This window comes from Paenibacillus sp. FSL R5-0470, assembly GCF_037975205.1.
GTDB lineage: Bacteria > Bacillota > Bacilli > Paenibacillales > Paenibacillaceae > Paenibacillus_AQ.
Genome location: NZ_CP150238.1, coordinates 2,899,290 through 2,924,363, shown reverse-complemented (window position 1 = coordinate 2,924,363; position 25,074 = coordinate 2,899,290). Strand labels below are relative to the sequence as shown.

Annotated in this window: 26 protein-coding genes and 1 pseudogene; 7 read left to right on the top strand and 20 right to left on the bottom strand. The window is 42.8% G+C overall.

What is annotated here, in order from left to right; translation table 11 throughout:
• The first annotated feature begins 149 nt into the window (after positions 1 to 149).
• A complete protein-coding gene (locus MKY99_RS12725) occupies positions 150 to 2,426 on the top strand; it encodes a DEAD/DEAH box helicase (protein WP_339270846.1) in 2,277 nt (758 codons plus the stop codon).
• A gap of 23 nt (positions 2,427 to 2,449) precedes the next feature.
• On the opposite strand, the gene MKY99_RS12720 is transcribed toward MKY99_RS12725, so the two are convergent.
• The 7 genes and pseudogenes from MKY99_RS12720 to MKY99_RS12690 all read right to left on the bottom strand — a co-directional run.
• Positions 2,450 to 2,635 (bottom strand): hypothetical protein, encoded by a 186-nt coding sequence (locus MKY99_RS12720; protein WP_042187647.1) that lies wholly within the window; start codon positions 2,633 to 2,635, stop codon positions 2,450 to 2,452.
• A gap of 115 nt (positions 2,636 to 2,750) precedes the next feature.
• Positions 2,751 to 4,004: an MFS transporter gene (locus tag MKY99_RS12715; protein ID WP_339270844.1), complete on the bottom strand. Its 1,254-nt coding sequence runs from the start codon at positions 4,002 to 4,004 to the stop codon at positions 2,751 to 2,753.
• 233 nt (positions 4,005 to 4,237) lie between these two features.
• The gene (locus MKY99_RS12710; protein WP_042187644.1) at positions 4,238 to 5,002 is read right to left on the bottom strand and encodes an ABC transporter permease; all 765 of its coding nucleotides are present in this window, start codon (positions 5,000 to 5,002) and stop codon (positions 4,238 to 4,240) included.
• Positions 4,999 to 5,943, bottom strand: a complete 945-nt coding sequence (locus MKY99_RS12705) for an ATP-binding cassette domain-containing protein (RefSeq protein WP_339270842.1) — start codon at positions 5,941 to 5,943, stop codon at positions 4,999 to 5,001. The genes MKY99_RS12710 and MKY99_RS12705 overlap by 4 nt, the downstream gene beginning before the upstream one ends.
• Before the next feature lie 11 nt (positions 5,944 to 5,954).
• On the bottom strand, positions 5,955 to 6,308 hold the full coding sequence (locus MKY99_RS12700) for a DUF1048 domain-containing protein (protein ID WP_052404266.1): 354 nt from the start codon (positions 6,306 to 6,308) through the stop codon (positions 5,955 to 5,957).
• Entirely contained in the window at positions 6,301 to 6,630 is a 330-nt protein-coding gene (locus tag MKY99_RS12695; protein WP_042187640.1) for a PadR family transcriptional regulator, read from the bottom strand. The genes MKY99_RS12700 and MKY99_RS12695 overlap by 8 nt, the downstream gene beginning before the upstream one ends.
• A 276-nt stretch (positions 6,631 to 6,906) precedes the next feature.
• Positions 6,907 to 7,254, bottom strand: a pseudogene (locus MKY99_RS12690) (BlaI/MecI/CopY family transcriptional regulator); the annotation flags it as partial.
• 183 nt (positions 7,255 to 7,437) lie between these two features.
• Here MKY99_RS12690 and MKY99_RS12685 point away from each other — a divergent pair.
• Entirely contained in the window at positions 7,438 to 8,928 is a 1,491-nt protein-coding gene (locus tag MKY99_RS12685; protein WP_339270839.1) for a 4-hydroxyphenylacetate 3-hydroxylase N-terminal domain-containing protein, read from the top strand.
• A 169-nt stretch (positions 8,929 to 9,097) separates the two neighbouring features.
• On the opposite strand, the gene MKY99_RS12680 is transcribed toward MKY99_RS12685, so the two are convergent.
• Positions 9,098 to 10,261 carry an MFS transporter gene (locus MKY99_RS12680; protein ID WP_339271616.1) on the bottom strand — a complete coding sequence of 388 codons (1,164 nt, stop codon included), beginning with the start codon at positions 10,259 to 10,261 and terminating at the stop codon, positions 9,098 to 9,100.
• Positions 10,262 to 10,586: 325 nt separating this feature from the next.
• Here MKY99_RS12680 and MKY99_RS12675 point away from each other — a divergent pair, with 325 nt between their 5' ends.
• Both MKY99_RS12675 and MKY99_RS12670 read left to right on the top strand, forming a co-directional pair.
• The gene (locus MKY99_RS12675; RefSeq protein WP_339270837.1) at positions 10,587 to 11,168 is read left to right on the top strand and encodes a TetR/AcrR family transcriptional regulator; all 582 of its coding nucleotides are present in this window, start codon (positions 10,587 to 10,589) and stop codon (positions 11,166 to 11,168) included.
• Between the two features lie 119 nt (positions 11,169 to 11,287).
• Entirely contained in the window at positions 11,288 to 11,665 is a 378-nt protein-coding gene (locus MKY99_RS12670) for a PilZ domain-containing protein (protein ID WP_339270835.1), read from the top strand.
• 112 nt (positions 11,666 to 11,777) lie between these two features.
• Here the strand turns inward: MKY99_RS12670 and mnhG are convergent, their stop codons facing one another.
• From mnhG to MKY99_RS12635, 7 genes are all read right to left on the bottom strand, one after another.
• Positions 11,778 to 12,182, bottom strand: a complete 405-nt coding sequence (mnhG, locus tag MKY99_RS12665; protein WP_339270833.1) for a monovalent cation/H(+) antiporter subunit G — start codon at positions 12,180 to 12,182, stop codon at positions 11,778 to 11,780.
• Positions 12,157 to 12,450: a Na(+)/H(+) antiporter subunit F1 gene (locus MKY99_RS12660; RefSeq protein WP_042187626.1), complete on the bottom strand. Its 294-nt coding sequence runs from the start codon at positions 12,448 to 12,450 to the stop codon at positions 12,157 to 12,159. The genes mnhG and MKY99_RS12660 overlap by 26 nt, the downstream gene beginning before the upstream one ends.
• Entirely contained in the window at positions 12,450 to 12,923 is a 474-nt protein-coding gene (locus MKY99_RS12655) for a Na+/H+ antiporter subunit E (RefSeq protein WP_042187625.1), read from the bottom strand. The genes MKY99_RS12660 and MKY99_RS12655 overlap by 1 nt, the downstream gene beginning before the upstream one ends.
• A gap of 5 nt (positions 12,924 to 12,928) precedes the next feature.
• Positions 12,929 to 14,407, bottom strand: a complete 1,479-nt coding sequence (locus tag MKY99_RS12650) for a Na+/H+ antiporter subunit D (protein ID WP_076282806.1) — start codon at positions 14,405 to 14,407, stop codon at positions 12,929 to 12,931.
• A complete protein-coding gene (locus MKY99_RS12645) occupies positions 14,404 to 14,742 on the bottom strand; it encodes a Na(+)/H(+) antiporter subunit C (RefSeq protein WP_076282807.1) in 339 nt (112 codons plus the stop codon). Before MKY99_RS12645 ends, MKY99_RS12650 begins: the two co-directional genes overlap by 4 nt.
• A complete protein-coding gene (locus tag MKY99_RS12640; RefSeq protein WP_339271614.1) occupies positions 14,742 to 17,606 on the bottom strand; it encodes a Na+/H+ antiporter subunit A in 2,865 nt (954 codons plus the stop codon). The genes MKY99_RS12645 and MKY99_RS12640 overlap by 1 nt, the downstream gene beginning before the upstream one ends.
• 126 nt (positions 17,607 to 17,732) lie before the next feature.
• A complete protein-coding gene (locus tag MKY99_RS12635) occupies positions 17,733 to 18,371 on the bottom strand; it encodes a universal stress protein (protein WP_256716289.1) in 639 nt (212 codons plus the stop codon).
• Positions 18,372 to 18,714: 343 nt separating this feature from the next.
• Here MKY99_RS12635 and MKY99_RS12630 point away from each other — a divergent pair, with 343 nt between their 5' ends.
• Positions 18,715 to 19,047 (top strand): metalloregulator ArsR/SmtB family transcription factor, encoded by a 333-nt coding sequence (locus MKY99_RS12630; RefSeq protein ID WP_339270830.1) that lies wholly within the window; start codon positions 18,715 to 18,717, stop codon positions 19,045 to 19,047.
• 18 nt (positions 19,048 to 19,065) lie between these two features.
• Positions 19,066 to 19,599, top strand: coding sequence for an SRPBCC domain-containing protein (locus MKY99_RS12625; RefSeq protein ID WP_339270828.1), 534 nt, complete (start codon positions 19,066 to 19,068; stop codon positions 19,597 to 19,599).
• Between the two features lie 100 nt (positions 19,600 to 19,699).
• On the opposite strand, the gene MKY99_RS12620 is transcribed toward MKY99_RS12625, so the two are convergent.
• Genes MKY99_RS12620 through MKY99_RS12600 form a run of 5 tightly spaced genes read right to left on the bottom strand, consistent with a single transcriptional unit; the run spans position 19,700 to position 24,357 of the window.
• The gene (locus MKY99_RS12620) at positions 19,700 to 20,443 is read right to left on the bottom strand and encodes an alpha/beta hydrolase-fold protein (protein ID WP_339270826.1); all 744 of its coding nucleotides are present in this window, start codon (positions 20,441 to 20,443) and stop codon (positions 19,700 to 19,702) included.
• Positions 20,444 to 20,463: 20 nt separating this feature from the next.
• A complete protein-coding gene (locus MKY99_RS12615) occupies positions 20,464 to 21,264 on the bottom strand; it encodes an alpha/beta hydrolase-fold protein (protein ID WP_339270825.1) in 801 nt (266 codons plus the stop codon).
• Positions 21,265 to 21,283: 19 nt separating this feature from the next.
• Positions 21,284 to 22,321, bottom strand: coding sequence for an iron ABC transporter permease (locus tag MKY99_RS12610; protein WP_231573437.1), 1,038 nt, complete (start codon positions 22,319 to 22,321; stop codon positions 21,284 to 21,286).
• On the bottom strand, positions 22,314 to 23,330 hold the full coding sequence (locus MKY99_RS12605) for an iron ABC transporter permease (protein ID WP_156113104.1): 1,017 nt from the start codon (positions 23,328 to 23,330) through the stop codon (positions 22,314 to 22,316). The genes MKY99_RS12610 and MKY99_RS12605 overlap by 8 nt, the downstream gene beginning before the upstream one ends.
• A 13-nt stretch (positions 23,331 to 23,343) precedes the next feature.
• On the bottom strand, positions 23,344 to 24,357 hold the full coding sequence (locus MKY99_RS12600) for an ABC transporter substrate-binding protein (RefSeq protein ID WP_339270822.1): 1,014 nt from the start codon (positions 24,355 to 24,357) through the stop codon (positions 23,344 to 23,346).
• A 210-nt stretch (positions 24,358 to 24,567) separates the two neighbouring features.
• On the opposite strand from MKY99_RS12600, the gene MKY99_RS12595 reads away from it, so the two are divergent.
• Positions 24,568 to 24,720, top strand: coding sequence for a hypothetical protein (locus MKY99_RS12595; RefSeq protein WP_339247634.1), 153 nt, complete (start codon positions 24,568 to 24,570; stop codon positions 24,718 to 24,720).
• Positions 24,721 to 25,074 lie beyond the last annotated feature (354 nt).

The window sequence follows — 25,074 nt, the reverse complement described above, 5'->3', positions numbered from 1 at the left end:
AAGTTTTACGTTATGCTATTCATGATTTGTCCAAATTGCATTTAATAGAATATTTTGGTAGATTGAATCCAGGAACTTGTTAACCGACTGATCAGCGCAAATATTGTTCAAAACTAAGCGTATTTCTACCGAGGGGAGATCAGATTTCTATGAATATAGCCGTCAAATTGATGCAAAAATTCAAAGACCGCGATACCCAGAATAAGCTGAAAGTTTATCAGGACAAAGTGGAGCTTATCAGAAAACGGAATTTGGAAGCATGGGACGATGGGCAGCTTCTAGCGGAATCCCTCCGGCTACAAACGGAAGCAAAATCAGGTACACCTTTGGATGAGCTGCTTATCGCTGCTTATGCGTTAGTATGCGAGGCAGCGAAGAGAAAGCTTGGATTAAATCCTTACGATGTCCAGATCATGGCTGCCATCGCTCTGCACGAGAGATTCTTGATCGAGCAGCATACCGGTGAAGGAAAAACACTTTCTGCTGTTATGCCTGCATATCTAAATGCACTGACTGGCAAAGGCATTCATGTGCTGACTTTTAACGATTATTTAGCCAAACGGGATGCGGAATGGATGGGCCCGATCTATCGTTTTCTCGGATTAACGGTAAACTCGGTTCAAGCGGGCATGAGCCTGTCCGAGAAACAGGAAGCATACGCCAAGGATATAACCTATGTTACGGCCAAAGAAGCGGGATTCGATTACTTGCGCGACACAATTGCACTCAACGAAGCCGATACCGTGCATCGTCCTTTCCACTACGTCATCGTCGACGAAGCGGATTCGCTGCTTCTCGACGAAGCTCGGGTGCCGCTAGTCATCAGCGGTGATTCTCCCTCTTCCAGGAGCGACGGCTTTCGTTTCGCAGAAGTAGCTCGGCAGCTCAAGCGAGATGAGCATTACGACTTCGACGAGTTCCAGCGGAACGTTTACTTAAATGAAACAGGCGCTGCGCAAGCGGAATCGCTGTTGGGATGCGGCAATTTGTACGATAGCCATAACAGTCACTTGCTGACATCATTAAATTGCGCGTTGCATGCAGAATCGTTATTAAAGAAAGACGTCGATTACATCGTCCGGGACGGAAAAATCGAGCTGATCGAAGAATATACCGGCCGAGTGGCGGAGAACCGGTATTTGCCGGACGGGCTTCAAGCCGCGCTTACGGCAAAAGAAGGGCTGTACTCCATAGCCGGCGGGAAAATTCTCGGGACGATCACCATTCAACACTTCATCAGCCTGTATCCGCAGATTTGCGGAATGACGGCTACCGCTCATGCATCCGCAATGGACTTCGAAGATATTTATGCGCTGCAGGTGCTGCAAATTCCGCCGAACCGGCCAAACATCCGGATCGACCATCTGCACCGGATTTATACCCATAAAGAAGCCAAACTTATGGCACTCGTACAAGAAATCTCATCCGTCCATAGGACGGGACGTCCAATTCTCATTGGTACGTCAAGCGTCGAAGAGTCTGCCATACTGGCAGAGGCACTAGCGGTTGCTGGCGTACCTTGCCATGTTCTAAATGCGAAAAACGATGCGGAAGAGGCAAACATCATCGCCAAAGCGGGAGAAACCGGTGCAGTGACGGTGTCTACAAATATGGCGGGACGCGGGGTCGACATCCGGCTCGGCGGCGTCGACCCCGCGCAAGCGGAGGTAATCGCCAAGCTAGGTGGGTTGTACGTAATTGCCACCCATGTGAACGAAAGCGTGCGGATCGACGATCAGTTGCGCGGGCGTTCCGGACGCCAAGGCGACCCGGGAGCTTCCGTTTTTTATGTAAGCTTGGAGGACGAGTTACTGCTTCGCTTCGGCATCCATAAAGCTGTTCGCGCTCCCAGACAGGATGAGGCTCTTGAAGAGTCGGGGCTCAGCAGCAAGATCACAAGTATTCAGCGGATTGTTATGGGCCAAAACTTCGATATCCACAAGGAACTGAACTGTTATTCGGATATGGTGGAGGATCAGAGGCGAATTCTATACGCGGAGCGGCTGCGAATTTTGAAAGGCGAGCAGCCGTTGAGCCCAGCGGAGCAGCGGGTACGGCTTTTTTATATCGACGAATTCTGGGCTGACCATCTTGCATACGTTTCTTACCTTCGTGAAGGCATTCACTTAGAGAGCCTTGCCAGCCGCAATCCAATCGATGAATTTCATGCGCAAATCACTGAAGCCTACGAGCAAATTCCTTCTAAAATAAATGTCGCGTCACAAAATATGCTTGAAAAGCTCGGAGGTTCAAATGATCCGGCAGAGTGGGAAAAGTTCGGTCTGAAAAGCCCTGCTTCCACCCGGACTTATATTATCAACGATCAATACCTACAGAGTAAGCGAACCTCATGGACCGGAACGACCGTATTTGCTTATTGGCTTCGCACGGTTGCGAGGCCGATATTCAAGCTGTCAAAATATTGATGCAACGATGGGGCGGTTAGCCCCTACTCCTCTAGCTCATCCAGCTTCGCTTCCAATTCAGCCAGCTTGCGATTCGCTTGATCCAATATCTCCTGTTGTTCTGCGGTTTTTGCTCGTTTTATTTCTTTTTTGATGGCCATAATCTGCTGTTCCAAATAGAGAATTTCAGCTTCATTTCCTGCGTTGTTCCACATCTGTGAATAAGTCATTGTCGGTCTCCTTTTTTCTAATTAAGAAAAGCCTTCCACAAAGTTCAATCGAACTTTAGGAGAGCTTCTTTTTTTATCTACACAAGGGTTTCAAGTTCTCGCTTCTAGCAAAATTCTACTCTTGTGATGCTTCCTGTATTAAAGGCATCCCAGCTTCAACTAAACGTTTGTTTCGAATGAAGATAATGGACAGTATTACAGTTAACACCCCTGTTCCAACAAGGAGCCATTCAATCTCAATTACATCCGCGAGCGGACCAAATATCAGCATTCCGATTGGCATCATGGAAGTCGATATCATACCAAAGACTCCGAATATGCGTCCCAAGTAATCCGGATCTACCTTCTCTTGTAGCATTACGGTTGTCGGTGTATTAAAGACGGGCATAGCTACGCCGAAAATAGCCATCATAACCAAGTAGATCCAAAAAACAGGTACAATACCCAAAGCGAACGTACATACACCCATAATTAAGCTAGCAAAAGTCATCGTATATACTTTGTTTCGAAAGCCGCCCCATGAAGCAATAATTGCTCCGCCAGCCATCATACCGATAGAAAAAGCAATTTCAATGGCTGTTAATCGCCAATAATCATCTCCGAAGCTGCGTGTCACTTGTAGCGGTGTTAAAAATGCAGCCGGTGCCATCAATACGAAGAAAAAGGCGAAAAAAATGAAAAAAGTTTTGAGAAAGCTGTGGTTTTTAATATAGCTTAAACCCTGTTTAAAATCGTCCAAATAACTTGTCGTTAGTTTATCAGTCGCTTTTTTATGCAACGGTATTTTCAAAAAGAAAGATAATGTAAAGATCGCTATCGCCGCTGTGATAACATCGATAAAGAAAATGACCTCAATTGTTGCCAATGAAAGCAATGACGCGCTAACGATAGGTGCAACAAACATCATTAGTGCTTGAAGACTTCCGTTAATCCCATTTACTTTCGTCAGCTTATCCTCTGGTACAATTTGAGGTAATATTGCCCCAACCGCAGGTGATTGAACCCCAGCTCCGAGCGCACGAACTGCAGCAATGGCGAACAACAACCATATCTCATCATAACCAAGCAAAAATGTAATGGCTAAAATCAGTGTAACAAAGGCAATCATGGCATCTGCTATCATAATAAGATATTTCCGGTTGAAACGGTCCGCCCATACACCTGCAAACGGTGATAATAAAAAGGTAGGAATGAATCCACAAATAATAAATAATGTCATCATCATACCTGATTTTGTTGTAAGCGTAACGTACCACATAATAGCATATTGAACTAAAGCAGAACCGAATAACGAAAATGTTTGACTACTTAGAAAGATAATTATATCCCGTTTCCAATGTTTTTTGTTTTGTGCTTCGTTTGGTATCACTATAACTTACTCCCCCATTTTTAAAAAATATCATTCATTCCCCATTCGCCTATTAAAATTAATTACCAAATCCGGTACTTCTAATTCTATGTACAAAAATTTTATATAAATCACATTTCTAGAATAGCACAGAAATATTCACCCCACCATTCAGCCAGCATCTTAAAATTAGCCTGTGCACACAAAGAGCCGGTATCCCCCTCTTTCGAGAAGCCACCGGCTCTTTTTTACGTCTATTTCATTCTCCGTTTATACACTCGCATTGCGGAAGCCCAGAAAAACGCAAGTATTGCTAAACTCCATAATACCGCCACAAGCGTAGTTTTATCTGCCGTTCCTCCGAGTAAAAGAGAACGAATACTCTCGATAAGCGGTGTCATGGGCTGATATTCTGCGAATACGCGTATAGCCGAAGGCATGCTGTCGGTCGGCGCAAAGGCAGAACTAACGAATAAAAGTAACATCAAAATGTAAGAAAACACTCCTGCTCCTTCGAATGATTTAGCAAGCAAGCCGAAGGTGACGGCAATCCAAGTAAACGCAAGTACGCTAAGCAACAAAATACCAATGGCTAATACCCAGCCGAGCACATCCGCTTTCGGCCGAAATCCCATTCCGAAGGCAACAAGGAAAATGGCAAGCAAGGAAATGACGTTAAAAACTAATGAAGCAACCACATGACCGCCTAGAATAGAAGCTTTTGCGATCGGCATGGAGTGGAAACGCTCGAATATGCCTTTCGTGAGATCGTTATTGATACGAAGAGAAGAATAAGCCACGCCACTAGCAATGCAAAAGAGCAATATTCCGGGCACAATATAATTGATATAGCTTACATCACCGGTGTTCATCGCTCCGCCAAAGATGTAAACAAAGAGCAGCATGATCATGATTGGCATGGCTATGACGGTAATAATCGTGTCGATGCTACGTGTGGAATGGCGAATGACACGCCCACTCATTACGGCGGTATCGCCTAGAAAATGAATGAATTTCATCGGGAGTCCTCCTTTTTGCTAGTGACGATCGCGAGAAAAACATCCTCAAGCGAGGGCAGTTTCTGCGCAAACTCGGCAATTTCTATGTCAGCTTCCGCTGCTTTCGTTAGCAGACGCATCATCTGTCTCGTACTTCCGTCTGTAATGACGGATAGCGTGAGATTGTTCAAATCTGCAGTCGCGTTAAATTCCTTTAACAGATCTTGTGCTTGATTTAGCGTTGTTTCATTGTCGAATCGAAGCTCGATATGACCCTTAGGCAATCTATTTTTTAGCTCTGCGGGACTGCCGCTTGCCACGATATGACCTTCGTGTAAGATCGCGATTTGATCGGCTAGATGGTCAGCTTCCTCTAAATACTGTGTAGTTAAAAAAACAGTGACACCTGATCTCGCTAAATCCTTGATCATATCCCACATAGCAAGACGCGCTTGCGGGTCAAGTCCGGTGGTCGGCTCATCGAGAAAAATGACCGAAGGGTTACCCAGTAAGCTCATGGCCAAATCCAAGCGCCGACACATCCCTCCGGAATACGTGGAGATTCGGCGATCAGCGGCATCGAGCAAGTCAAAACGACGTAATAACTCCAAGGCTTGTTTGTCAGGATCGGGCAAATGGCGGAGTTTGGCCATCATTCGCAGATTCTCGCGTCCGGTCAGGATATAGTCAGCGGTGACGCTTTGTCCTGTCAGGCTGATCTCCTTACGTACTTGCTCTGGTTGCTTAGTTACGTCGTCTCCATTAATCTTTGCGCTTCCGTTGTCGGGCTGGAGCAGGGTGGCAAGAATTTTGATCATAGTGGTTTTACCCGCGCCGTTGGACCCTAGAAGAGCAAAAGTTGAACCCTTCTGAACAGTGAAGTCCACCCCCCGCAACACTTCCACGTTCTTATATGATTTTTTGAGGCCTAATACTTCAATCGCCCAATTATTCGATGTCATCCTAATCCCCCCTATCTTCCAAGTTTTTTGTGAATGGACTCGTTCATTTTGGCTCGCATTTTCCCTGTCCAAGTCTGAGCGGAAACGTCCTCGAGCAGCCCGTCACAGAACGCCATTACGTCATTCCCTACGATCTCCAGAACATCTCGACCTTCAGCAGCTCCCATCTCAAACATGTCAAGCATTTCGGGAAACAGGTTAATAACGCTAGAATCGTTAGTTGAAAAGTTCAGCATGTAGCGCGATGCGATATTGTAAACTTCTCGGTAATCGTTCGGGAGCGCTTTTGAACGTTTTACGCACTCTTTATAAGCCTTTTTTTGTTCACGTAAATCTTTAAATTTAGCGAGCATGTTCTTATACACGGCTATCCTCCTTCAGTTGGGTAAGTCTTGACGAAACATATCCCCATTTCTCCCAAAACATGGACAGTTCCCGCCATCCCTCTTCATTTAAACTATAAAATTTCCTTGGTGGTCCTATTTCGGACGGTTTTTTCTCGATATCGACGAGTTTATTTTTTTCTAACCGTATCAAGATGGTGTAGACCGTTCCTTCAACAACATCTTCGAAACCGAGCGCATTTAGCGTTTTTACGATTTCATACCCATAGGTTTCTTTCCGGCTGATGATTTCAAGTACACAGCCTTCCAAAACTCCTTTCAGCATTTCTGTTAGGTTATCCATTAAAATCCTCCAATGCTACTCTGTATTGCTTAGTACCACTATATAGTAACACCGAGTAGTGGAATTGTAAATAGGAGGAAAAGCGGATTACTGAAAATAAATACGACAGTAGTAGGGACTGGATTTGGTATGAGTGGAAAGCATTTGCTTTTAGTCAGTAACAATAAAGAAAGCCCGCGCTGGGCACGGGCTTTCTTTATTGTTACGAGGTTCTTCTACATCGACATAACTATTTATACGGATCAGCAATTTCTTCCCATTGACCAGTGAAGACATCAATTCTTCAATATCTTCTCGGGACAGCTTCTCATTCTGTAAAAAGTTGACTAACATCGGGCGCATCGTTCCACCGTAGATCCGCTTCAGAAAAGATTGTGTCTCCGATTGGACGCATTCCTCTTCCCGCACCAGTGGGTAATATGAATACACTCTTCCTGTCTGGTTGTAACCGATAGCCCCTTTCTCCGTCAGACGCTTAATCAGCGTCCGAACCGTTTTTGGGTTCCAGTCCCGGTTGCCCTCCAGAGCTTCAACAATCTCTCCTGCCGTACGCGGGGCTCCAGTCCACAGCACCTTCATTACTTCCCACTCGGCATCCGAGATTTCTGGAATTTCCGCAGACATAATCCTATCCGCCTTTCTTTCCATTGTATGACTATTTTGGGGAGATAATTGTGAATATCCTCTTTTTTATAGTTTAAATTAAGGTTGGCCCCTTCACTGACCCGGTGTATGGACAATGTACAAGAAGTATTATGATTACGTACATTAAAAATATTAATACAACTCTCCAAAGAGGTGGAACGTGTGCCTATTAAAAATGGTAATCAATACATCGAACGAATCGACCGGCAAAATATCAATATCTGGTACAAAGGGACGCGTATCGAAGGACCATTATCCAAACATCCTGCATTTCAAGGCCTCATACAAACACAAGCCGAAATGTACAACATGCAGTGTGACGAACGTTATTTAGCGCAGATGACCTACCCTTCGCCTGATACTGGAGAGCTTGTTGGTCTATCTTTTCTCCCACCCAAAAGTGTTGATGATTTAGAACGTCGAAGAAAAATGATTGAACTCTGGTCAAACAGACATCACGGTTTTTTAGGACGCTCCCCAGATTATATGAATACAGCAATCATGTCTTTGTTTACTGCAGCCGATATCCTTGAGGACCTTCATCCGAAATATGCTGAGAACCTCAGGAGATACTATGCCTACTGCCGAGATCATGACATTACTTTATCCCACGCATTCATCCAGCCACAAGCAAGTAAAATATCCGGTCAGGTTGATGCCACAGAGGATTCTATCGCTGCTAAAGTCGTAGAACTCAAGGACGAAGGGATGGTTGTGACTGGTGCTTTTATGATGGCAACACAAGGGGCTACATGCGATGAAATGCTAGTATTCCCTACGCCTTCACCATCCCTTGTAGATGATGATAATCCCTTCGCATTTGCCTTTGCAGTACCTAATGATCTGCCTGGGATGACTTTTTTTTGCCGTGAAAGTTACTCAGCCCCATCTACTTACGACCATCCCGTAAGTTCTAGATATGAAGAAATGGATACACTTGTTATATTTGACCGCGTACTCATCCCTCATGATCGAATATTTTATTACGGAGATGAGATCTACTGTGCCCGATTGTTCGGTGAGAGTCACTTTCATACCCATATTGGTCACCAAATCATCACCCGCTATATTGCTAAGACTGAGTTCTTTCTCGGTGTGCTAGAATCTTTGGCAGAAGAACAAAATGCTGAGCTCGAGTCCTTCACCATTCTGCCGATTTCAAGAATACTGACGTTTCTAGAAACATTCAAAGCGTTAAGACTCGCTTCTGAAGTAGGAGCATCCCACGATAAATTTGGATTTCTTGTTCCTGACAAAGGCCCCCTTCTAGCTTCAACCATTCACTTTTCAGAGTTTTATCCGAAGATGGTTGAAATGGTTCAAAATCTCAGTTCTAGCGGGCTTATCATGATCATCTCTGAATCGGACTTCAGTTCAAGTGCCGGTTCATACCTCCATCAGTATTTGAAGGGTAATGTCTCGGATGCGCGGTACCGAAATGCCTTATTCCGGGTCGCATGGGAACTGGGAGCGGGTGCATTCGGTGGCCGCCAAACCCAATTTGAGCGGTTATTTTTTGGGAATTCAGAAACAATGGCCTGGCGTATGTACAATAGCTACGATAATCATGAATACTTCCGTCAAATCATTCACGAATTTATTTCACCAGAAGACCCCCTCCCTAATTCAACAACAGATGTAGTTTCTAATTGAGCTTTCTTTTTGTATATTTTTCATGTTGAATTGAACTTTTCGAATTGCTCCCACGGCCAGGTGACATGAAATACTATAGCCCTGGCTGGAGCGTTAAGACTTAGAAATCGCACCTAATTATACGAGATCAGTGTTACAATTTTTTCAGCACGAATACTCCTCCCTTCAGTTACTCCTTTGTTAATAACCAAAAAAGAAGAGCCAGAGCACTCACAATTGCACCTAACAAACTCACTCCGTTCCAGCCAAAGTAAACATAGATACTCGTAGATGCGATCGACCCAGTGGCGCTGCCAATGGAATAAAAAATCATGTAACCGGCAGTAAGCCTACTGCGTGCCTCAGGTCGCAAAGTAAGGATCATGCTCTGATTGGTGACATGCACGGCTTGTACTGCAAGATCAAGAAGGATAATACCAACGATTAATGCAATAAGAGAATGTTGAACATAACTTATTGGCAACCATGATATGAGCAAAAGAATCAAGGCTACACCTGTGGTCTTCTGCCCTAAACCCCGATCGGCGAGGCGACCTGCTCGCGCTGCTGCTAACGCGCCTGCAACACCTGCGAGACCAAACGCTCCAATCGCAGTATGTGAAAGAGAAAACGGTGGGGCGCTGAGAGGTAATACTAGAGATGTCCATAATATACTGAAAGCAGTAAAAATCATCATGGCTAGTGCAGCACGGATTCTAAGAGTTCGTTCCTGAGCAAACAACGTGAACATTGAACGAATCAGCTGTAGGTAAGATAATGATTCTCTTTTATGCTCATAATGTGGCAACACCCGAAACAATACACATGCCATGATTAGTGTTAATGCCGCGGAAACAAGGTAGACAGAACGCCAACCTGCTAAATCCATTAATACGCCAGCGAAAGTTCGCGCCAGTAGAATACCAATTACGATTCCACTTGTCACAACACCAACGACACGCCCACGTTCGGCTGGAGCAGCCAAAGTTGCCGCGAATGCAACGAGCGTCTGTGTCACTACGGCTAGAAACCCAACCGCTGCTATACCTATGAATAACACTTTACTGCTGGTGGCAGTACCAACGACAATTAAAGCCAATACGGATAGAAGCATCTGTCCAGCGATCAGCCAACGCCGATTTAATAGATCACCAAGAGGCACTAGTAATAACAGTCCAAGTGCATAAAAAATTTGAGTGATTGTAATAACAAGTCCAACGAATGAATGAGAAATACCAAACTCGTTCGAAATAGCGTCCAATAAAGGCTGAGCATAATAAATGTTAGCAACAACTATTCCGCAGGCGATGGAAAATAAAAGTGCCACATTACGAGATATTATTGATACAGGCACTGGTTCTGACGCTCTAAGCCCCCCTCGTACTTTTTCAGTTTTTTTGACTGTTTGATCCGCTATAATAGCTTTCGATTCCTCAACAGATTCCCCCAAAGATAACGCCTCCTGATTAACTTTTATCAAATTCATACATTACATACCAATCAGTACGTAAATACGTTTGACAAATATAACTCTAAAAAAAGATAACTGTCAAGAGATTAACTTATAGAACAACCAAAAATTAAAATCTGACTATTTATACGTTCATTTCTTATTGACATAATAATATTCAAACCATAAAATAATATCATACTGTTCGATATGAAAAGAGGGAGTTACTATGGCTCGACCACGTGAATTTGATGAGGAGAAAGCATTGGATGCAGCTATGCAAGTTTTTTGGGAAAAAGGGTTCGAGGCTACCTCTTTAAGCGACCTGACATCAAGAATGGGTATTCAGCGGCCTAGCATCTACTCTACCTTCGGAGATAAAAAAGGACTATTTGAAGCTGCGTTGCGGAAATATACGAGTTCTCATGCTGCCTATGTTCGTAACAAGCTTCAAAACAATTCTTCTGTTAAAGAGGCATTCCGTGACTTTTTCGAAAATATAGTGGCAAAAGAATATGGACAACATCCGAACTGGGGATGCTTTTGCATTAATTCGATGGTTGAACTTTCACCCCACGATGAGAAATTTGAGCTCCTGACAAGAGAACACCAGATGTATCTCTCGGTAATATTTCAAGAAACGATTGATCGAGGTTTGCGCTCAGGTGAGCTTGATTCAACTATTAACGCAAAAAGTTTAGCGCAGACACTAGTCATATCATTAATTGGACTTACTGTGATCATGAAATCCCGTCCTGAAAGATCATTTGTAGATAATTCTGTAAAAGAAATACTTACATTGTTACGATAGAATCAAAAATTAGGTATGCAGCTTTTGTAACTTCGAAACTTTAATATGTTTAATAACTCTTCACTAATCCTGTTTTCCTGTCGATAATTTATAGTAGATGGGAAAGTATGGAGGAGCATATGAACACTAATCGCAGAACTGAACCTTTTCGATATACCCTTAAAGAACCTGTAACCCTTGATCTTCATATTCTTAGTATTAACGGAATCCAGGTTCCTTCTAAGCCTGTAAGAGCTGTACTGTTCAACATTAGTCGAACAGGCTGCCACTTATCGTTACCCCTCAACATTAATCCAGAAAATAACCTAGTACGGATTGGTATGGAAATGAATCTTACGGATGAATCTATTTACTTAGAAGGAGTTCTAAAATGGAATAGAGAACAGCAGGACTGTTTCCATTACGGTATTCAATTAGACATACCTGAAGCAGACATTGAGTGTCTTCCGAGGGTGCTACGTAGGCTCGCTGGAGAAGGTAAAATATTGGTTCGTTGAGATGTTAACAAAAGAATAGTACTCCATTAATAAAAAACAAACCCGCGTGTAGACGCGGGTTTGTTACAGTTTTTGCTGCTGTTATTGAAAATCAAGATAATTTCTAACACTTCTACATTTGTTCTTGAGGTATATCTCGTTCAGGGGTTACCGGTATAACTTGCTCTTTCTCCAGCACCTCTTTTAAATCATCCTGAATTCTTCGATCCCAATGAGGAACACCCGAGCGATATGCCGCTCTGCCTGTTAGGTGGGCGGATAAAGGTGCAGTTATAAATACAAAGACAATTCCTAGTAATAGCTTTGCACTAATATGATTCTGAAAAAATGCAAAATATAGAAATGCCCCAACCAAGACACATAAAACACCGAGAGTGGCACTCTTCGCGGCAGCATGTGATCTTAGATAAACATCAGGTAGCCGTATCAAACCAATAGCACTAACGGCGCTAAGCAATGCCCCTACAAGAATTAACAAGGCAAACAGCAACTCACCTGTAGTCTTGATCATTTCCATTTTCTAGCACCACTCCCTTTTCGATATATCTGGCAAAGGCTGTCGTTCCAATAAAGGAAAGAATTCCAATCAATAAAATAATTTCTATAAAAGCCTGCGTTTGGAGAAAGACAGATAACACGGCCACCATTGCTAGCAGATTAATTCCAATCGTATCTAGTGCAGCGACTCGGTCAGGTAAAGAAGGTCCTTTCACCAAACGCCAAGCACATACGCCTATAGCTAAAGCCATGATCGTAATGGATAGCATAAGAATAAAATGAATCATTAGCGGGTCACCTCCAGTATCGCTCGCTCAAAGGTATCACGGATATTTGCTCTGAACTGCGCAGGGTCATCAACATCCATAGCGTGAATATACAATGTCCGATTATCATCCGACACTTCAAGCACCACCGATCCAGGAGTGAGGCAGAGCATCGTGATTAACGTTGCCACTTCCCAATCTGATTTCAGCTCTGTAGTATATTTGAGGATAGCTGGACGTATATTAAGCTCCGGTCTTAGAACGGCTTTTACCACTACATAACTAGAAACGACCAGCTCCCGCAGCAGCAACAGGATTAGCTTAATGATCGCCCACACTTTTCCAAGATATAACCTGGGCCAAAAGCGTCGCATTCCGAGCAGAATGAGTATACCGAGCAGGAAACCAATGACGAAACGTGGCCCAGTCCAATCATTGTGCAGAAACATCCACAGGAATGCTATCATGAAATTCAATAATAGTTGAAAAGCCATAGTATCTACTCCTTCATGACAGCGTTAATGTATAATGCTGGATCGGCCAGTACGGCTCCGGCTTGGCTGACATATCCGTTTACCGTCTCAGCACCTACACCCATCAGAATTACAATCGCGAACAGAACAGCTGCCGGTGCCATCATAGCTTTATAATGAAGCGGTTTGACTTGTTCTTCCCTTTTCTCGCCACCCCAGAATACCTGCTGGAATACCTTGATCAAGGAATATAACACTATGAAGCTTGATGCAAGTGCAATTAGTGCCAGAGCCACATGATTCTGTCCAAATCCGCTACGTACCATCATCACTTTTCCAGCGAAACCACTAAGTGGTGGAACACCAACCAACGCCAAAGTCAGTACGAAGAACATCCAGCCGGTCCACGGATAGCGTCGAATTAAACCACCCATTTCTTTTAAGCGGTCGGTTCCCGATGCTGAGATAATCATCCCGCCCAGGAAAAATAATAATGCTTTGGCAACCATGTCATGCATTAAATAAAACACTACACCATTTAACGAATCCTGAGTCGCGACAGAAATCCCAAAAGCAATAAATCCAACACTGATGATGATATTATAATTAAAAATCCGCCCCAGATCGTTGTAAGCCAGTGCACCGATTGCACCAAGGATCATCGTCGCTCCCGCCATCCAGGCAATCAGTGAATGGGTGAGTCCCGGTTCTTGAATAAAAATCAATGTAAAGGTACGTGTAATGGCATACAATCCCACTTTCGTTAACAATGCTCCAAACAGTGCTCTAACAGCCACAGGTGGTGCACTATAAGAATCCGGAAGCCAGAAAAAGAGCAACAAACCTGCCTTTATCGAAAATACGATCAGCAGCAGGACCGCAATGACGTTCATTACACCGCCTTGTCCCGCCTCTGCTACACGCATAGATAGATGTGCCATATTCAGTGTTCCTGTCGCGGCATATAAATAAGCAAGCGTTGCTACAAACAAGGAAGAGGAAATCACGTTAACTAATACATATTTTAACGTCTCTCTCAGTTGACCTTTGGAGCCACCAAGTACAATTAAAGCGTACGAGGCAACTAACAGGACCTCAAAGCAGACGAACAAATTAAACAAATCTCCGGTGAGAAAGGAGCCAAATACCCCAGTTAATAGAAAATGGAAAAACGGATAGTAATAAAACCTTTCTCTTTCTTCCCCAATGCTGGCGAAGGAAAAAAATAGACATGCCGCACCAACAATAGCACCGACTAGCACAAGTAAGGCCGCAAACATATCGGCAACAAACACAATGCCATAAGGTGGAAGCCATCCACCCATATATAGGGTCTGGATGCCCTTTGTACTTACCTGGTACACAATGATTCCAGAAACCAAGATATTTAAAAACACACTGACGGCACTGATAATACGTTGCAGATCCACTCGTTCTTTTAGAAAAATCAGTATAACTGCCGTAAAGGCCGGAATCAGCAGAGGCAGCACTAGCAAGTTGTTCATTGTTGTCTCTCCTCCTTGGTTCCTTCCACATCATCCGTGCCCGTCGAACGGTAAGTCCGGTATGCCAAAACAATGAAGAATGCTGTTACTCCAAAACTAATTACAATAGAGGTCAAAATGAGCGCCTGCGGTAACGGATCTACATACGCCTCCGCTTTTTCACCTAGCAAAGGTGGAGCACCTGTCTTGAGACCCGACATTGTCAGTAGCAGTAAATGAACACCATGGGTAATTAAATTAGTACCCAGCAGGATGCGTAGCAAGCTTTTGGAAAGGACTAGATAAACACCTACGGTAAACAATACGCCGATCGCCAAGGCAACAACAAGCTCCATTAGTTATCCCTCCCGATCGTAAGTATGATATTCATAGTGACACCAATAACAGCTAGATAAACACCAAGATCAAAGAACATTGCAGTGGTTAATTCTGTTTTGCCCATAAGCGGCAATTGGAAATATCCAAACGTTTGGCTCAGGAAGGGTACGTCGAATATAAATGAGCCAACCCCGGTAAGAAAAGCAATCGAAATCCCGATCGCAATTAACTTACGATAATTAATAGGCAGCACCTTCTCAACCATATCCATCCCAAAAGTAATAGCAAGTAGCACCAAACCTGCAGATGCCATCAAAGCCCCAATAAATCCGCCTCCCGGATTATTATGACCGGCAAAAAACAAAAACAACGAAAATATCAGAATGATAACGAATGCTACTTTAGCTACCGCTTGCAGTAACACATCATCACTTCGGGAATAACGAGGCTTATTATAGGGAACAACCCTCTTCAGTTGGTCTGCTGTACCCTCTCCATCCAACTGCAGCTTGATCATGGAATAAATAGCAAGTGAGGCAAGGCCTAGTACTGTTATTTCAAACATGGTATCAAAGCCGCGGAAATCAACGAGCAGAACATTGACAATATTTTTACCGCCACCCAAAGTATAGCTATTCTCCACATAATATTTCGAGATGGATTCGAACGGACTACTGCCTAGAGCAGCAAGTGCAACCAATGTCATCGTTACGCCCATCCCGATGGAAATAATTAGTTTCAGGAAATGCGCACGAGGTTTGAGCTTCTCTTTTTCCAGCCTAGGCAAATGCCTGAAACATAATAGGAACAATGTAACAGATACCACTTCAACAATCATTTGCGTAAGCGCCAGATCAGGAGCTCTGAACAGAACAAAGAGCAAAGTAACCATATAACCAACCATTCCTGTTAACAAAATGGCTGTTATTCTGGAACGCACAAACGGAATAGCTAAAGCACCTAGAAGCAAAACCATTACAGCAATAACCTCAAACAAAGAAAAAGGAGTATACTCAGTCGTACCAAGTGTAATTCCATCTGAATACCAGACGACACCGCAAATCGTTACGATCAAGAAGGAAAAAATATACATTAAATAATGTCTCATGGAACCAGTCATATAAGAACTAGTCACCCATCTAGACAATTTCTCAACCAGCCGGATTACTCCGTCATAGACTTGATTTAAAGTGTAGCCACTGCCCCATTCTTTATCGACCAGACTTAAGCGGCCATAGATTCGGTATACAGTAATACCAAGAATCACAACACCAAGTGTCATCCATACTTCTGGTGTAAAGCCGTGCCAGAAATGGATATTCACAACAAAAGGTTCCCCGGTCTGCAAGATAGGGTGAATAGCATTCATTGCAGGGATAATAAGTGTATTAGATAATATATTCGGGAAAAAACCGATAAATATAGACAGCACTGCTAGCAGGCACGGGGCAAGCAGAAGTCCAAATGGGGCTTCATGCGGTTTTTTGTCCAGCTTCTCAGGCTGATATTTTCCGAAAAAGGTGTGGAATACCAAAATCATACTGTATGCAAAAGTAAACACGCTGGCAATCCAGGCCAAAACCGGGAAGAGCGTAAACAACGAGGGAATAGAGAATATATCCAAGTTTCGGATATTCAGGACAGCTGTAAAAAACATCTCTTTACTTAAAAATCCTGAAAATGGCGGCAAACCAGCCATGGAGAAACTGCCGATCATCGCTACCGTAAAGGTAACCGGCATAATGGAAATCAGTCCGCCCAGCTTTCGCAGATCGCGGGTACCCGTCTCATGGTCAACTATACCGACCATCATAAACAAAGAGCCTTTAAAGATGGCATGGTTAATAAGGTGAAAGATAGCCGCTGTTGTTGCAGCAGTGTAAAAGACTGAATCTTCCCCTGCATAAAATGCCGCTGCCGATCCCATTCCTAGCAATCCCATAATCAGTCCAAGTTGACTAATCGTTGAATAGGCTAATAGAGCCTTCAGGTCCGTCTGCTTCATCGCCTGGATAGAGCCATAAATCAAGGTGATCAAACCGACGCCTGACACAACCCAGAACCACTCATATTGCCCCGCAAAAATAGGGCTGAAACGGGCGACAAGATACAATCCAGCTTTAACCATCGTTGCTGAGTGAAGATATGCGCTGACGGGTGTCGGTGCCTCCATGGCATCCGGCAGCCAGATATGGAACGGGAACTGCGCTGATTTGGTGAATGCACCTAATAGAATTAATAGCATCGCTGGAATAAACAACGCATGCCCACTAATATCGCCAACCTCGCTCCAAATTTCCCGAATACTAAAGGTGCCTGTCATCACATACAGCATTAAAAAGCCGGCAAACATCGCTAAACCACCAAATACGGTAATCAACATAGATTTAAGAGCACCATACCGCGATTTTTGCCGCCGATGCCAGAAAGCAATCAGCAGAAATGACGAGACACTTGTTAATTCCCAAAAACCGTATAGCACCATCAAGTTATCCGAGAGCACAACGCCAAGCATCGCTCCCATAAACAACATTAAATAAATATAAAAAGGGGTCAACGCTTCTTTTCGCTTGTCTAGATAATAAATCGAATAGATAATTACAAGACTACCCATTCCAGTGATTAACAAAGCGAACAGTAAACTTAATCCATCCAGATGGAAAACCAAATCAATGCCTAGGGAAGGAATCCATGAAACGGTTTCATATCCCAAATCCCCTCCCTTAATAACGGGAATCCGGGTTAAAAAATATACAAACAAAGCGAGTGAACCGGGGAAAACAAGCCATCCTCTATGAAGGTTGGATGCTCTCTTGGTCAAAAGTGCGATTACTAAGGCCATTAGAAACGGAACAAGTATGATTACATGCAGCAAAGGCAGTCCTCCTTTTCCACTTGAGCTTATCAAGTTGTGAACTTTAGTACTTACTTTTTTACCAAAAGCCAAAGATCATATGATTGGAAGGGCCCTTAATAATAGGCCCTCATGAAGATAAGGGCACGCCGATTATAAAGAATCGGTCAATGTGCCATCACAAATATGCAAATATCTAGTCTTTCCATCCTCTTGCTCAATTCTGAATAAACCGTTCTCAAATTCTGTGTGTAATTCGTGAAAGAACTTTCCTTTAAGCGAATACTCTCCCTTAGGTTCGTCACTGAGCTGATACTCATCCCCGATTTTGACCAGGTAGGCGATTACGCCTTCCTCATGGGTTTCTTCCAGCCCGGCGCGCATCCGTTGAACGGCGACTACATGCAGATCCATCATTTTCATTTTACCAATGAGTTCATTGATGAAATTGCGTTTGGTAAGCTCCTGCCATCGAGTCTGAGCAGATTGTCCAATGACGATCTGTGTAACCTCATTCTTTTCAGCTACTTCTACAATAATATCAGTTGTTTTTCGGCCTTCACGTTTCCGAATGATAAATTCTGCGCCAGCTTCATCGGCAAGACGTTTCCAAACCGTCATATACATTTCTTTGCTCTGATTATATTCATCATTGTCCGAACTATCGACATTTAATACAAACAATGGGGCCCCTATTATTTCAGATAGTTGCACACCACGCCGGATTAAACGCTCCCCATGCGGACCATAATGAACACAAACCATAATCTTTTCATTGTGTATGACCTTCACCCTCCTGTAACATGGCCAAGAAATACAAAAGGAGCCTACTGGCGTTAGGCCCCTTGCGTAAATCTAAAACCGATAAGTTATACTTAATTATATCTATTCCTATGTTTTTTGTAAAGTTTAATGGTTATCATGGAACATATTTCTACGTAATGCTTGTACTATGCCCATCTTTTGAAGTTATCATACAATGAAAATTTTAAATATCCCTTTACAGGAATATTCACTTAATGGTATATTTTAAAAGCAAACAGGAAATACAAGGAAGTAGGCCTGTTGAGTCGCTCCATCATGGCCCGTCATATGAAATCCGAATCAAATCAATGAATCGAAGTGATGATTGTTTATGAATACTAACGTAATGAGTGCTTTAGCAGAGCCTAATCGTATGCAGATCGTTGAACTATTACGCGAGAAACCCCTAACCGTTGGAGAGATCGCAGAAAATCTTCAGTTGCGGCAGCCTCAAGCGTCCAAGCATTTGCGTGTTCTCAGTGAAGCAGGTCTTATTGAAGTTCAAGCTGTTGCTAATCGGCGCATTTGCAAGCTCCGCCCTGACCCTTTTAAGGAATTAGACACTTGGTTAGAATCCTACCGTCATATGTGGGAGGAACGCTATGATCGACTGGATGATTATTTGCAGAAGCTACAAAGCAAGGAATTAGATAATGAAAAGTAAACGAGGAGGATTTATCCAATGACAAATTCTAACCAAACCAACCAACTAGTATCCAAAGTCGAAGGCAGCACTCTAATATTAGAGCGTATTTTTAAAGCTCCACGTGAGCTAGTTTTTAAAGCTTTTTCTGAGGCTGAGCATTTGAAGCATTGGTGGGGGCCAAAAGGCTGGACACTTCCCGTATGCCATGTCGATTTTCGGCCAGGAGGTACTTGGCATTATTGCATGAAGTGCGAGGATAAGAGTCAGGGAGATTTCTACGGTATGGAGTCTTGGGGTAAGGCGATTTATCGGGAAATTTCGACTCCAGAGCAAATTATTTACACGGACGGGTTCTCAGATGCAGAAGGTAATATTTCAAAAGATCTGCCCGAGACACTAGTCCAACTAGATTTTATCGAGCTGAATGGTCAAACGAAGCTGGTTAACACCGGTAAATACGCTTCTCCAGAAGCGTTACAACAAGTGATTGATATGGGGATGCTACCGGGTATTTCACAAACCTTTGATAATTTGGACGTACATCTTGAGAATATACAGAAGAGTAACTAAAGTAGATATGCTCGGACCGCAAGACTAAATTATGGTTATCTAACCTATATGTAAAAAAATAGGACGATGCAAAGATACTCTATCCTGCTCGTCCTTTTATTCATTTTGCGGGAAATAAGAACCTGATGCTACTCGGAAAATATTGCAGAAAAAACGTGTCATTATGCGTGCCTAATGGATCTGTCTCAAACATCACCCGCTGATCAGCTCCATCTATCTTCTCTTTTAAAATATCAAAAGCACGTTTACTATTTGGCACCATGTCCTTCTGTGCATTAGTCTTCTGGATACCTTCCTGTTCACCTACATACATATAGACTTTGCATTCTCTATCTAACTTTGAAGTCTCCATATAATGTATAAAATCTTTAAACCACACAGACGCGGATATGAATATAAAATTATCAAAAACAGACTCTGTCTTGTACATCGCGTACATACTTATTAACCCACCTAGTGATACACCGCCTAATGCCAATTTGCCCGGCTCATGAGAGATGCGAAAGGAACGAATTATATGCGGGACCAGTTCCTTATATACGTAATCCAAATAATCATCCCCCTTGCCCCCAAAGGACCAATCCTTAAAAAGTGCAGGCATTTCCCAAGGTGTATATTCATCATTACGAAGCTGAGAATCAATCCCGATAAAAATAACCGGCTCTGTAATCCCCTCCTCCACATCCCTTTCTATATCAGCAATCGACTCTTTGAACAAGAAATCGCCATCCTGTAAGAAAACCGCCGGGAAGCTTCGCTCAGTAAACAAATGATATGCTTTAGGGAGATACGCGATAATTTGTCGCCCCATATGTTCAAAAGTAGTAAGTTCTCCTAACATCATCCTGCATCATATCCCCTTCCTTAACAATTCAACATACGGAACGCTCTGCTCATGATGGTCGGTACTACTGACGCGTGGTTTTCATCTGGCGCTATGTAATGTTCAACCTGCAAATCAGGCAAAGAATACTCACACAATTTCGAAAATAATCCTTTAGCATCATCGACCATAAACGCCTCTTCACTGCCCACTGTGATCAATAGCTTTCGTTTCTCGGATCTTATCGTTTGCCCCTTCTTATAAAACGCCTCCGCATACGCCAAGATTTCATGATCATTCCACCAAATCGAAGGGCTAGAGGCCAAATAATACTGGAATAGCTCGGCACGAGTGAACAGCGTCCAGAGGACAAACAACCCGCTTAATGAGTGACCAAACAAAACTTGTTTATGCTGATCGATATTATATTTTTCAGAGACCAGGGGCATTAACTCTAACTCTAAAAAAGATAGTAACTTTTCAGCACCACCATGTGGTCCTATGTCAGCACTTTTCAATCGATCCGGATATACATACTGCTTCGCAGGAGGCGTGAAATCATAAAATCTTCTTTTGGAGACCTCATCATCTGAACCATAATGCCCAATGCCAATCACGATGGCTGGTGCAATCAAAGTTTTCGGCGCATTTCTTGACTGCAATTTCACGACATCCCGGCCCAATTGAAAATATGAATTACCATCGAGCATGTAATAGACGGGAAATCCATGCTCAGGGGCCTCTTCTCTCGGAATTGAGACCTTTATATCATACGTGTAGCCCAAATACTGAGATTCTAGCTTCCATGATTCTGTGCGTTCGAGTTCAACTTGTGTTGACATATGTGCTGCTCACTCTCCCCTACACTCTTGACTTGGCTAATAAATATAAGAAATAGGGAATGCCAATAATGGAAACGACTATTCCCACAGGCAACTCTGCTGGCTGAAATAATGTTTTGGCAAAATAATCCGAGATCACAAGCAAAAACATCCCAACCACTGCACTGGATAACATAATATAGCGGTGATTAATCCCTACTAATCTTCTGGCGATGTGAGGAGCCATCAATCCTATAAAACCTATAGAACCGGATACAGATACACAGACACTTACAATCCCCACACTGCATAACAGAAAGATTAGCTTTTCTTTTTCTACGGAGATCCCCAAGCTTTTTGTGCTGGAATCCTCCAATTGAAAATAATTGAGCAAATAGCTTTTTCGATACATCACAAATCCTAAAATCAGTACCCAAGGTGTGATCATTATGATATAAGTCCAATTCGCGCTGTAAATACTTCCGACACTCCATACCGCAGCCATTTCATAATCACTAGCATTCATTTTTAGAGATAGATACAACGACAACGCCCCAAAACCACTGCTTATCGCGATCCCTGTCAATATCAAACGTTGCATATCAAGTGCACCATTCCGCCAAGAGAAAATAAAGATAACCACAACTGCGGCAAGCCCCCCCACAAAACCAAAGAGTGGCATGGCTAGTATCGAAAACCAGCTTTCTTTAAAAAAAGTAACCCCTGACATCTGAAAGAAAAACATAAATGCAACGATGGCAGCTCCGGCACCGGCATTAATCCCAAGGATACCTGGATCAGCCAGTCCGTTTCGGGTAATACCTTGAATGACCGTTCCAGCCATCCCCAGACCTATGCCTACTAATGACGCAATAATGATCCGTGGTAGTCGAAATTGAAAAATAACCAGGTCAAATTTAGGATTGGGATCTATTCGCAGCAGCGTTTTTATCACATCCATGACAGACATATCAAAAGCGCCATTCGTTAGATGAAAATACCCCGCCACAAGTGTTAGCAGGATAAAAGCTAGTAGCGTCAAAATATAGCGACTAAACTGTATTCTGCCTCTATCCACGTTGCTCTCCCCCTTTAACCCGAATTAAATAAAGGAAGAACGGGATTCCAATAAAGGCTGTCACAACGCCAATTGGCGTCTCAAACGGAAAGTTTATATACCGGCTTAAGACATCACAAAATGCTAAAAAAACAGCCCCAATGACTGCTGAGCAAGGAATGATGAAACGATAGTCGATACCAACGATAAAACGTGTAATATGAGGAATGATTAGACCTACAAAGGCAATCTTACCTACTAAGGCCACTGCTGTCCCGGTCAAACATATAACAGATAAAATACTGATAATCTTCACCCATTTTGTCCGTTGACCCAAGCTAATCGCCGTTTCATCCCCAAGGGAGGCAACCATTACAGATTTAGAAATACTAACCGCCAAGAGCAGACCAACGATTATAAAAGGAATGGACAATATTAGCATATCTGGATTTACGGTATGTATTTTTGAGCTATACCACACGCTAACATTTTGTGAGACTTGAAAAAACATCGCTACTGCTGAGGCAATACTACTTAAAAATGTACCAATTACAGTACCAATAATGGCTAGTCTGACTGGAGATAAGCCGTTTTTGACCAATGAGCCAAATCCGAAAACCAAACCCGCTCCGATAGCAGAACCCACCATGGATAAAAGAATCATATGAACATTCGATAATCCAGGATAAAACACCATAGCCAACGTAATAACAAATGCCGATCCGTCATTTACTCCCATAATTGATGGTGATGCAAGATAATTCCGTGTAACGCCTTGCATTAACGCCCCTGAAACAGCTAGGGCCGCTCCAACTAATAAAGCGGCGATTACACGCGGTAATCTAGATGTCATAATAATGTTGTGGTCCACATTATTTGCATCGAAGTGTGTAATCGCCTGCCAGATTGTTACTATTCCAATATCCTTAACACCATATAAGACGGATACAACCATTGCTAATACGATGAATAATGGAGAAGTTGATAGGATCAATATAACTTTCCAATTTTTTGTATTCATCTTATTCATCGCACCTTCGGTTTTACTTCAAGAGATTTTCAATTGCAGCATCCAGGAATCTTACTTTAGACCAAGCTGTACCACCTTGCGCCAACGGATCAATTGCATTTACAAAGACATGATTGTTTTTGACTGCATTTACGCTTTTGAAGATCGGATTCTTAAGTAAATCATCAAGTGCCGTTGCATTATCCGTATTCTCGCTGGTCTCAAACTGCAAGAAAATATAGTCCGGATTAATTTCCGCTAAAGCTTCTAGTGAAAGCTCAGCTTGAGCTTTAGTAGTTGTTATTACTTCGGGAATGGTAGCACCTAAATCTTCGTAAATAACCGGATTCAGGTAAACACCCGCTGGATACACACACATACTACCCTCACGAATACGAATAACTAGAATTGATTTATCTTTCAACTTTTCTCCAACGTCAGCCTTTGCACTAGCAGCTTTTGATTCATAATCGCTAATAATCTTTTCTGCTTCTGAGGTCTTTCCGGATAATTGACCTAGTAAAAGCAGATTATCTTTCCAATTCGTTGATATATGTGAATAAGGAATCATCGTTTGAATTTTATTAAGCGCACCCGACACATCTTCACCAAACTTGGAAGACCCTAAAATAACATCTGGATCAAGCTGCAGGATCGCCTCATTGCTTGGAGCAAATTTATCCCCCACTAAAGATGCACCAGCTAATTCCGTTGACAGATAACCTGGAATGGCATTTGCTATAGCAAGTACGCCTACAGGCTTCACTCCTAGGATTGCAGCATCTTCCATAGATTCAAGACTTGCAGCTACGATATTGTGAATCTCTGCAGGTACTACATAATCCTTACCTAGATATGTAATGGTTTGTTCAGTGGCAACTGCCTCCTGAGCCGCATTTCCTTTGTTATTTGCATTTCCCTCAGCTGCTACTGCTGCATTATTTGCACTTTTTGAAGCTGCGTTATCCTTTTCATTGTTACCGCAAGCCGCCAAACTCAAAGCTAAAACCGCTGATACCCCTGCTAATAAAACTTTTTTCTGATTCATTTTCTATCTCCCCATCTATATTTTATTTATCATTCTTTATAGCAAAGTAATGATAATGAGAATCGTTATCATATTAAATCATATGAGAATAATTATCAATAGATTTCTTTAAATATATGAAATTTTGTAAATTGTCAGATCATAATAAAGGGAGAAATTTCCGCAGATGACGTAATTGTTAAAAAAGGAAATGGAGCTGGCGGTGCATCCGTGTCACATGTACTGCATCTAATGCAGGTTGGTCTTCAAGAGGCGTACGCTCTGGCAGAGCTTGTCGAGCTAGATGCACTCTCTGTCGTAGTTCGGAATAAGTTTCGTAAACAGTTGGGTCTGCCAGTGGCCAAGACTCTACCGTCCTATTAAGAACACCGAAGGCGTTTATGCTTGCTATAATAGAATTTTTAAAGTTTCTAGATTGCGGAGAAATGTGAAATGAACTCAAGGGATGGGCCTATATTCAACTGTTGGCCATGGGGAGCCCTGTTTTTAATTAAGCACACGCCTCTTTGGGATGACGGACCGAGCGGACCATAAATCCTTAGAATACATGTTTTAGTCGAGCTTACGGACAAATGTATGCGAAAAACCGAATACAATGTGCCGAAGGTAACGTAATCGAGCCAAATGTATGTGAAAAACCGAATACAATGTGCCGAAGGTAACCTAAACGAGCCAAATGTATGCGAAAAATCGAATACAATGTGCCGAAGGTAACGT